We start from the raw sequence: 2752 nt of genomic DNA on the forward strand, positions 1-2752 counted from the left end.
GAGGTGGCGTCCTTGCTGGCGTCGCTCGGTGAGCGGTCGGTGTCGGGTGAGCTGCCTCCTTTGACCGGTGTGGTGCACACGGCTGGTGTGCTGGATGACGGTGTCATCGAGACACTGACACCGCAGCGGCTGGCGAACGTACTGGGACCGAAGGCGGACGCGGCCAGGCACCTGGACGAACTGACCCGGGACATGGAGCTCTCGATGTTCGTGACCTTCTCGTCGATGGCCGGGACAGTGGGCGGCGCCGGGCAGGGCAACTACGCGGCGGCCAACGCGTTCTTGGACGCGCTGGTGGAGCGGCGCAGGGCGCTCGGCCTGCCCGCGACCTCCATCGCCTGGGGAGCGTGGGCCGACGGCGGCCTGGCCACCGCCGGCGTGGGTGAAGAGCTGCTTCAGCGCGGTGGTGTCGTCCCGATGGCACCGGACGACGCGGTCACGCTGCTGGCCTTGGCACTGGAGCGGGACGAGAGCTGTATCGCCGTGGCGGACGTGGACTGGGAGCGGTTCGCGCCCCGGCTCGCGACGGGCCGTCCCGCACCGCTGATCGCGGGGATCCCGGAGGCATGCCGTGCTCTGGAGGCGGCAGACGCCAACGGAGCCGGCCCAGACGTGGACCCGGGCGGTGCTCTGCGTGCCGGGCTGGCTGAACTCCCGGCGGCCGAACAGGGCCGTATGGTGCTCGACCTGGTACGTACACAGGTCGCTGCGGTGCTCAGCCACCCCACCACCGAAGCGGTCACAGCCGACCGGGCCTTCAAGGAACTCGGCTTCGACTCCCTCGCCTCCGTCGAACTGCGCAAGCGCCTCAGCAGGGCGACTGGGCTGCGACTGGCGGCCACGATCGCCTTCGACCATCCCACGCCGCAGGTGCTCGCCGACCACCTGCGCAGCGAACTGAGTCAGGACGGAGGCCCCAAGCGCTTCGACACCGTGCTCGGGGACCTCGACCGGCTCGCCTCCGACATCTCGGAGATCGTTTCGACATCCGAGGACTCCGCGCGTGGCGAGATATCGCTCCGTCTGAAGGCGCTGCTTCAACTCTGCAGCGGCCCTGCGGACGAGTCCGACACCGAGCCTTCCGCAGCCGAGAAGCTCGACTCGGCCTCCGACGACGACGTCTTCGACTTCATCAGCAACGAGCTCGGCATCTCCTGAGCTCACTCACCTCCCCTGCCTTGATCTGTGTGACTTCCTGAACCTCTGGAGTGGTACGGCGTGACGAACAGCAGCGAGGACAAGCTTCGCTACTTCCTGAAGCGAGTGACCGGCGAGCTTCACGATGCACGGCAGCGCCTCGAGGAAGTGGAGTCGGGGGAGCACGAGCCGATTGCGATCATCGGCATGAGCTGCCGCTTCCCCGGAGGCGTGACCTCCCCGGAGGAGCTTTGGGAGCTGCTGGCCGCGGGCGGCGACGCCTTCTCGGAGTTCCCCACCGACCGGGGATGGGACGTCGAGGGTCTGTACGACCCGGAGCTGTCGCGGCCGGGGACGTCGTACGTCCGGGAAGGAGGCTTCCTCAGTGACGTCGGCGAGTTCGATCCGGCGTTCTTCGGCATTTCGCCGCGTGAGGCGCTGGCACTCGACCCGCAGCAGCGGCTGCTGCTGGAGACGTCGTGGGAGGCCGTCGAGCGGGCGGGTATCGACCCGTCGTCGCTGAAGGGCAGCCGCACCGGTGTGTTCGCCGGTACGAACGGTCAGGACTACGCCGCCCTGCTCCGCCGGTCCCCCGAGCAGTCCGAGGGGTACCTGGCCACCGGCATCGCGGCCAGCGTGGTGTCGGGACGCCTCTCGTACACGCTGGGTCTCGAAGGCCCCGCGGTCACCGTGGACACGGCCTGCTCGTCGTCCTTGGTGACCCTGCACCTGGCGGCTCAGGCGTTGCGCGCGGGCGAGTGCACTCTCGCCCTGGCCGGCGGAGTTACCGTCATGTCCACGCCCGAGACCTTTGTGGAGTTCAGCCGCCAGGGTGCCCTCTCCCGCAGCGGGCGGTGCCGCCCGTTCGCGGCGACCGCCGACGGTACGGCGTGGGGCGAGGGCTCGGGCATGCTGCTGCTCGAGCGGCTGTCCGACGCGCGCCGAAACGGTCATCCGGTGCTCGCGGTGGTCCGTGGTTCGGCGGTGAACCAGGACGGTGCGAGCAATGGTCTTACGGCGCCGAACGGTCCCTCTCAGCAGCGCGTCATCCGTGCCGCGCTGGCGAGCGCCGGGCTGACCACGGCGCAGGTCGACGCGGTGGAGGCGCACGGTACGGGTACGACGCTGGGCGATCCGATCGAGGCGCAGGCGTTGCTGGCGACGTATGGGCAGGGGCGACCCGAGGACCGGCCGCTGTTGATCGGCTCCCTGAAGGCGAATATCGGCCATACCGCGGCCGCTGCCGGTGTGGCCGGCGTGATCAAGATGGTGCAGGCGATGCGGCACGGGACACTGCCGAAGTCGCTGTACGTGGATGAGCCGACGCCCGAAGTGGACTGGTCGGCGGGCGCGGTCGAGGTTCTCGCCGAGGCGCGGGAGTGGCCGGAGGTCGAGGGGCGTCCGCGTCGGGCGGGTGTGTCGTCGTTCGGTGTGAGTGGTACGAACGCGCACGTGATCCTGGAGCAGGCGCCGGAGCAGGCCCCGGAGCGGGCGGCGGATGAGGCATCGGGGCCGGGGGAGGGTTCTGGTCGGGTTGTGGTGCCTGGGGTGGTGCCGTGGGTGGTGTCGGGTCGTGGTGTTGGTGGGTTGCGGGGGCAGGCGGCTGGGTTGTTGT

The 2752-nt window shown here is 69.8% G+C and carries 2 protein-coding genes; both read left to right on the forward strand.

Annotated features, from left to right (window positions below; all coding sequences use genetic code 11):
- Positions 1-1158: KR domain-containing protein (locus tag ACWIHY_RS40135; RefSeq protein WP_454381684.1), on the forward strand; the 1158-nt coding region annotated here is incomplete at its 5' end.
- Positions 1159-1218: 60 nt separating this feature from the next.
- A partial coding sequence (locus tag ACWIHY_RS40140; RefSeq protein WP_454381686.1) for a type I polyketide synthase occupies positions 1219-2752 on the forward strand: 1534 nt, incomplete at its 3' end.

Source organism: Streptomyces sp. NPDC055287, assembly GCF_053646035.1.